This is a genomic window from Atribacter sp. (assembly GCF_035418125.1).
GTDB lineage: Bacteria > Atribacterota > Atribacteria > Atribacterales > Atribacteraceae > Atribacter > Atribacter allofermentans.
Genome location: NZ_DAOLQM010000136.1, coordinates 1 through 5,672, shown reverse-complemented (window position 1 = coordinate 5,672; position 5,672 = coordinate 1). Strand labels below are relative to the sequence as shown.

The following is a 5,672-nucleotide window of genomic DNA, read 5'->3' as shown; positions in this document are numbered from 1 at the left end:
AATATTAAAATGACTCGCAAAGGAATTTGTTTCTCTTTTTGAGCATTTATTGATCTTAACAAAAAACCACTTTTAAATGTACTATCTGGTCGATCCTTGAAGTTAAGACTTGGTTAAGAGAAATATTCTTTTAAAAATTTATTTAGCTTCATTAAAAAAAATTACCAACTATCCTTAACAATATTTAAAAAATCTGAGTAGGAGTTATGTTGCTTTTTTCTTCAATGGCGGAGAGGGTGGGATTCGAACCCACGAGACAGCTCAGCACTGCCTACTCGATTTCGAGTCGAGCGCCTTCGACCAACTCGGCCACCTCTCCAATTTCTCTTTTTTTCTTAAAGTATTGTCTTAATATTTGGCTACAGCGGTCTTCGTAAATTCCGCTATATACCTCAACAGAATGATTAAACAGTTTTTTGCTGAAAAGGTCAAGAACGCTTCCGGCAACACCGGATTTAGAGTCTTTGGCTCCATAAACTAACTTCCGAATTCGACTCTGGATTATGGCTCCTGCACACATTAAACATGGTTCCAATGTGACATAAAGGTCACAACCTTCTAATCTCCAACTCCCCAGAACCCGTGAGGCTTTCTGTATTGCTTCAATTTCAGCATGAGAAGTTATTTTTTGTTTTTGTTCACGACGATTATGGCCAACACTTATTAATTGACCCCCTTGAATAATACAGGCTCCGACTGGAACCTCATCTTCCTCAAAAGCTCTCTGCGCTTCTTCAAGAGCTATTTTCATTCCATCAATCATAGTTTTTAAGAACCTCTCTCTAAACTACCAACGGTATCTTATCAATTTTTTAAAAGAAAATACAGCCTTTTCCTTCCTGTTTGCTTCTAAAGTCCTTTTTATGATATAAATAAATACATATTTTTAGCGGATAGTCATACTGCCCGGCAACTCTAAACGAAGATGAAAATACCTATCTTAAGCTATCATCCCAAGAGCCCAACTGTCTTTGGGTTGAATGGTATGGCAATCTCATCAATACACTCCCTCATTCTAAGGAGTGTTTTGTACAAAGTAAGAATCTCAGCCTTTAAAAATATTTTTAAATTAAAAAGAAAAAAGATGAGATCCTTACGTGGAAAAGCACCAATCCGGATGACACATCAATATAATTCCTTCTCCCTTGATGGGAGAAGGCGAGGATGAGGGTGAAAGCCCAGGATAAGATCCTCACGGCTTCGAAAAACGAAGCCTCAGGATGACCGATTAAAGAATTCATTTGATGGTATTTTCAGGATAGACCCTTATGCTGTATAGCAACACCAGATGAGGATGAAAATCCAAAGTTCGACATGCCAAGGCGTGTCGCTACATTTAATTATCAGGTGCAATAAAACAAGCCAGCAGATGGGCCTACAGGTTAAAATGTACATCTTTTAATATGAATTGAATTTAATACTAGGTCATATTCTCTAAAAGGAGGAGATGAGTATAAAAAAAATCCTCATTACATTCAGTAAAAAGATATTTGAAGAAAGAGAAAAGAATTTTTATTCCAATAGACTCGATTTACATGGAAAAACAGTTTCTATGGTTATTGAAGCTCTGACACAAAAGGGTTGGGACTGCCATCAACTCAATGTAGATGTCCCGCTTGCAGAATTAGTTCCCTCTCTCTCAAATCAAAATGCAAATTTTGTTTTTAATCTTGCAGTTTGCTCAGCAGAAATATACGATCAAGCTTTCTTACCGTCATTATTAGATGCCCTGAATATTCCCTATCTTGGTTCGAATTCAACTATTCACTCCTTTTGCCTTGATCGGTCTCTCACCAAACTTTCCTTGAGGGGTATTGGTATTCCAACCACTTCATCTATCCAATGGTCACCTGGGGATTTACTACCTGATAGCTTAGCTTATCCTTATATAATAAAATCTCGTTTTCGTAATTATTGCCTTAAGTTATCGTCTGATTCAATAGTGAATGACCAGGAAAGCCTGCTAAAAAAGGCTGAAGAGGTTTTTAACCAAACCGGTGAGAAAGTATTGATTGAAAAATTCGTTGAGGGTCGAGAAATGGTGATCGGTCTCTGGGGAAACGGGAATAACCCCGAGGTTCTCCCTATTATGGAACTGAATCTTTCCCGAGAAAAACCCCTTTATGATGCCGAAATCGAAAGCAAAAAGGGGTACGTTGATGATATATCCTGCCCAGCAAAATTAAGTGATGAGCATAAAACCATGTTAGAAAGCATGGCCATAAAAATTTTCCGTGAACTAAACCTCAAAGACTTTTCTACCTTCCATCTCATTTTTGATCAAAAAGAAAACCTGCCTCTCTTTTTTGAAATAAATGCTCTACCGCTTCTCCACTATAAACATAGTGCTTTCCCGGAAATGTGTTCTCATCGCGGTGTAGACTATCGTTCAATGGTACAAAAGCTTCTTCAAATTGCTATGGAAAGGATAAGACATGAGCGCAATTGATGCAACTCATTATGCAGTATTGGGAGCCGGTCATGGCGGCCAGGCTTTGGCTGGATATCTTTCTTTAAAAGGTTTCAAAGTCAACTTATACAATCGAACTCCAGAACGATTAAATTCTATAAAATTGATGGGTGGTATTCAGGTTGAAGGAGAAATCCAGGGATTTGCTCCACTTAATGTTGTTACTCCAAACATTGAAGAAGCAATCAAAGATGCTGAAATTATTATGGTTGTTGTTCCGGCAACCGGTCAGCGCTTCATGGCGGAAAATCTCGTTCCCTATCTCAAGAATGGTCAAATTATAGTTCTTAATCCTGGCCGTACTGGTGGAGCGTTGGAGTTTAGGCAAATATTTAAAGAGCGAAATGTGACTGCTGAGGTGATCATATCTGAAGCTCAAACCTTTCTTTTTGCGAGTCGAATCAGTGGTCCGGCCCAAGTAAAAATTTTCCGAATTAAAAATAGCATACCAGTAGCTGCTATTCCAGCCTATAAAACCGTTGAAGTAGTTACTGCTCTTCGGAAAGCACTTCCCCAGTTTGTTCCTGAAGATAATGTTCTCAAAACCAGTTTTAATAATATTGGAGCCGTTTTTCATCCCACTTTAACCATTCTCAATGCAGCTCGCATTGAAAACACCCATGGTGAATTTGATTATTATATCGATGGTATTACCCCTTCAGTTGCTTTAATCCTCGAAGCAGTTGACAACGAGCGAGTTAAAGTAGCTGAGGCTTTAGGGATAAGAGCCATTACTGCACGAGAATGGCTCTACTCTGCTTATGATGCTTTTGGAAGAAACCTTTATGAGGCTATCCAGAACAATCCTGGTTACCGCGGAATCCGGGCTCCCTATACCATTTTTACTCGTTATATTACTGAGGATGTTCCCATGAGCCTGGTTCCAATCTCATCCTTTGGGAAAATGTTACAAATCCCAACTCCAACGATTGATTGTATGATCCAGTTAGCCAACATTCTTCACAACCGGGATTACTTTGTTGAAGGAAGGACCATAGAAAAGCTGGGATTAGCGGGACTTAGTGTAAAAGAAATACGGGAAATGATCGTGGTAGAAACCAACTCAAGCTAATGATCGGAGGTTTTGACATGGCTGAGAAGAAAACAATAATTGGTGCTTCTTTAGAAAACTGTGTTCATGTTGCTGGAATTTATCGTTTCCTTAGTTTAGCCGAAGAATACCAATACACATCCTATTTTTTGGGACCAGCAATACCCATCAACCAGTTGATTGAATGTATTAAAGAAAAAAAACCTCAACGTGTTATTGTGGGCTACCGCTTAAGTGAAGATTCGGCTCGGTCTCTCTTTATCGAATTACGCCGCCAATTAGACAATAATCATCTTCTTGATCAAAGTACTTATATTCTTAGTTGTACACCAGCTTTAGAACCAATTGCTCAGAGTGTTGGTGTTTTTCAATATATTTTCAGCGGCAAAGAGAGTTTTGATGAAATCCTTGAAAGTATTCATCAAACTACCCAAGATATCCCTCCCGATAAAAAATATCCCTCCACTCTTCCTGAAAGGATTCTTGCCAAAAAACCCTTCCCTCTCCTTCGACATCATTTTGGAAGACCAAGCGTTGAAGAAACCATTAAAGGTGTCGCTCAAATCAGCCATTCAAAAACCATTGATGTTATTTCCTTGGGACCGGACCAAAATGCCCAAGAGTTCTTTTTTGAACCTGAAAAAATGAAAGTTGATGAAAGCGGAGCTGGTGGTGTTCCAATTAGATGTCGTGATGACCTCGAAAAAATCTATGCTGCTTCTCGGGTTGGGAACTACCCTCTGCTGCGTTGCTATAGTGGAACCAACTATCTGGAAGACTGGGCTCAATTATTATCTGAAACCATTCATATTGCTTGGGGTGCAGTCCCCTTAACCTGGTACAGCCGATTGGATGGTCGATCCCAACGTCCAATAAAAACCGCTATTACTGAAAATCAAAATGCCATGAAAAAATATGCTTCTCTTGGTATTCCCTTGGAAGTCAACGAATCCCATCAGTGGAGCCTGAGAGATGCGCCGGATAGTGTCGCCTGTGCTGCTTTTTTCTTAGCAGCTTATAATGCAAAAAAAGCCGGTGCAAAACACTACATAGCTCAATATATGTTCAATAATCCCAATGGAATCTCTCCTCGAGCTGATTTAGCAAAAATGCTTGCCAAAAAAGAATTAATTACCCCCCTTGAGGATAAAAATTTTACCATTTATACTCAAACCCGGGGAGGGTTGGCTCATTTTTCTACCAATATGAATATTGCCAAAGGACAATTAGGGGCATCCACAATATTGGGCTTGGTTCTCAAACCGGATATTATTCACGTTGTTGGTTATAGCGAAGCTGATCATCTTATCTATCCCAATGAGCTCATTGAAAGTGCCGAGATTGTTCAGGGTATCATCAAGGACTTGCTCTTTGATTTTCCCAACTGGGAAAAGGATCAAGTAATTCAAGAAGAAAAAGAACGTTTGATCAATGAAGCAAGAATTCTTCTTAAGGCTATTAAAAATATTCATCATAAGGAGGACGGAGATGATCCCTGGGTTTCTCCCGCTACTCTTGCTCGTGCCATCCAAAAAGGTATTTTGGATGCACCCCATCTGTTAGGAAACCCTGAGGCTTGTGGTCAAGTTCGAACTCGAATTGTTAAAGGGGTTTTAAGAGTAGTTAGCAAAAGTGGAGAAATTATCGAAGAAAAAGATCGCCTAAAAAACTACCTATAGTTTAATCAGCATAATGCGAAAGAGGGAAGCTCAAAAAAACCTGGCTTCCCTCTTATGAATGAATATTATAAATTAAAAAAATCAGTGGAATTTGCGTTTATTTTCTTGGTGTTTTTTGAGATCAGTAAGCTTGTCTTGACTTTGCTTGAGAAATTTGTTCAACTTTTGTTCAAACATAGCTTTACTTTTCTCTAATTTCTCTAAGTACTCTTCGTCCTCATTCAGCCGTTTTATCGAGAGGTCAATTTTACCATCATCAGAAATGTGAATAACCTTGGCTTTTACTTTATCATTCACCTTAAGAAAATCATTCACATCCTTAACAAATTGATTTGATATCTCCGAAATATGGATGAGTCCTTTTTTCCCATCCTCTAATTCAATAAACGCCCCGAATTTAGTGATGCCAACTACCGAACCTTCAACAATATCATTCACCTCAATCATGGGGTGACTCATTATCCTCCTTTGT

The 5,672-nt window shown here is 38.8% G+C and carries 5 protein-coding genes and 1 tRNA gene; 3 read left to right on the top strand and 3 right to left on the bottom strand.

Annotation, left to right across the window (positions count from 1 at the left end; all coding sequences use genetic code 11):
- Positions 1-225: 225 nt before the first annotated feature.
- Both PLK24_RS07505 and tadA read right to left on the bottom strand, forming a co-directional pair.
- A tRNA-Ser gene (locus tag PLK24_RS07505) sits at positions 226-319 on the bottom strand.
- Complete coding sequence (gene tadA / locus PLK24_RS11470) at positions 272-751, bottom strand: tRNA adenosine(34) deaminase TadA (protein ID WP_349770669.1); 480 nt, start codon at positions 749-751, stop codon at positions 272-274. Before tadA ends, PLK24_RS07505 begins: the two co-directional genes overlap by 48 nt.
- Before the next feature lie 696 nt (positions 752-1,447).
- Here tadA and PLK24_RS07500 point away from each other — a divergent pair.
- From PLK24_RS07500 to PLK24_RS07490, 3 genes are read left to right on the top strand one after another with little or no spacing between them, the layout of a single operon-like run.
- A complete protein-coding gene (locus PLK24_RS07500; RefSeq protein ID WP_324477801.1) occupies positions 1,448-2,449 on the top strand; it encodes a D-alanine--D-alanine ligase family protein in 1,002 nt (333 codons plus the stop codon).
- On the top strand, positions 2,445-3,542 hold the full coding sequence (locus tag PLK24_RS07495) for an NAD/NADP octopine/nopaline dehydrogenase family protein (RefSeq protein WP_433873275.1): 1,098 nt from the start codon (positions 2,445-2,447) through the stop codon (positions 3,540-3,542). Before PLK24_RS07500 ends, PLK24_RS07495 begins: the two co-directional genes overlap by 5 nt.
- A 17-nt stretch (positions 3,543-3,559) precedes the next feature.
- A complete protein-coding gene (locus PLK24_RS07490) occupies positions 3,560-5,200 on the top strand; it encodes a hypothetical protein (RefSeq protein ID WP_324477797.1) in 1,641 nt (546 codons plus the stop codon).
- A gap of 81 nt (positions 5,201-5,281) precedes the next feature.
- On the opposite strand, the gene PLK24_RS07485 is transcribed toward PLK24_RS07490, so the two are convergent.
- Positions 5,282-5,647, bottom strand: coding sequence for a S1 RNA-binding domain-containing protein (locus PLK24_RS07485; protein WP_349770668.1), 366 nt, complete (start codon positions 5,645-5,647; stop codon positions 5,282-5,284).
- Positions 5,648-5,672 lie beyond the last annotated feature (25 nt).

Excerpts from the sequence above, each read along its gene's own strand:
- PLK24_RS07490 (WP_324477797.1), top strand. The coding sequence starts at position 3,560 with ATGGCTGAGAAGAAAACAATAATTGGTGCTTCTTTAGAAAACTGTGTT.
- PLK24_RS07485 (WP_349770668.1), bottom strand. The coding sequence starts at position 5,647 with ATGATTGAGGTGAATGATATTGTTGAAGGTTCGGTAGTTGGCATCACT.
- PLK24_RS07500 (WP_324477801.1), top strand. The coding sequence starts at position 1,448 with ATGAGTATAAAAAAAATCCTCATTACATTCAGTAAAAAGATATTTGAA.
- tadA (WP_349770669.1), bottom strand. The coding sequence starts at position 751 with ATGAAAATAGCTCTTGAAGAAGCGCAGAGAGCTTTTGAGGAAGATGAG.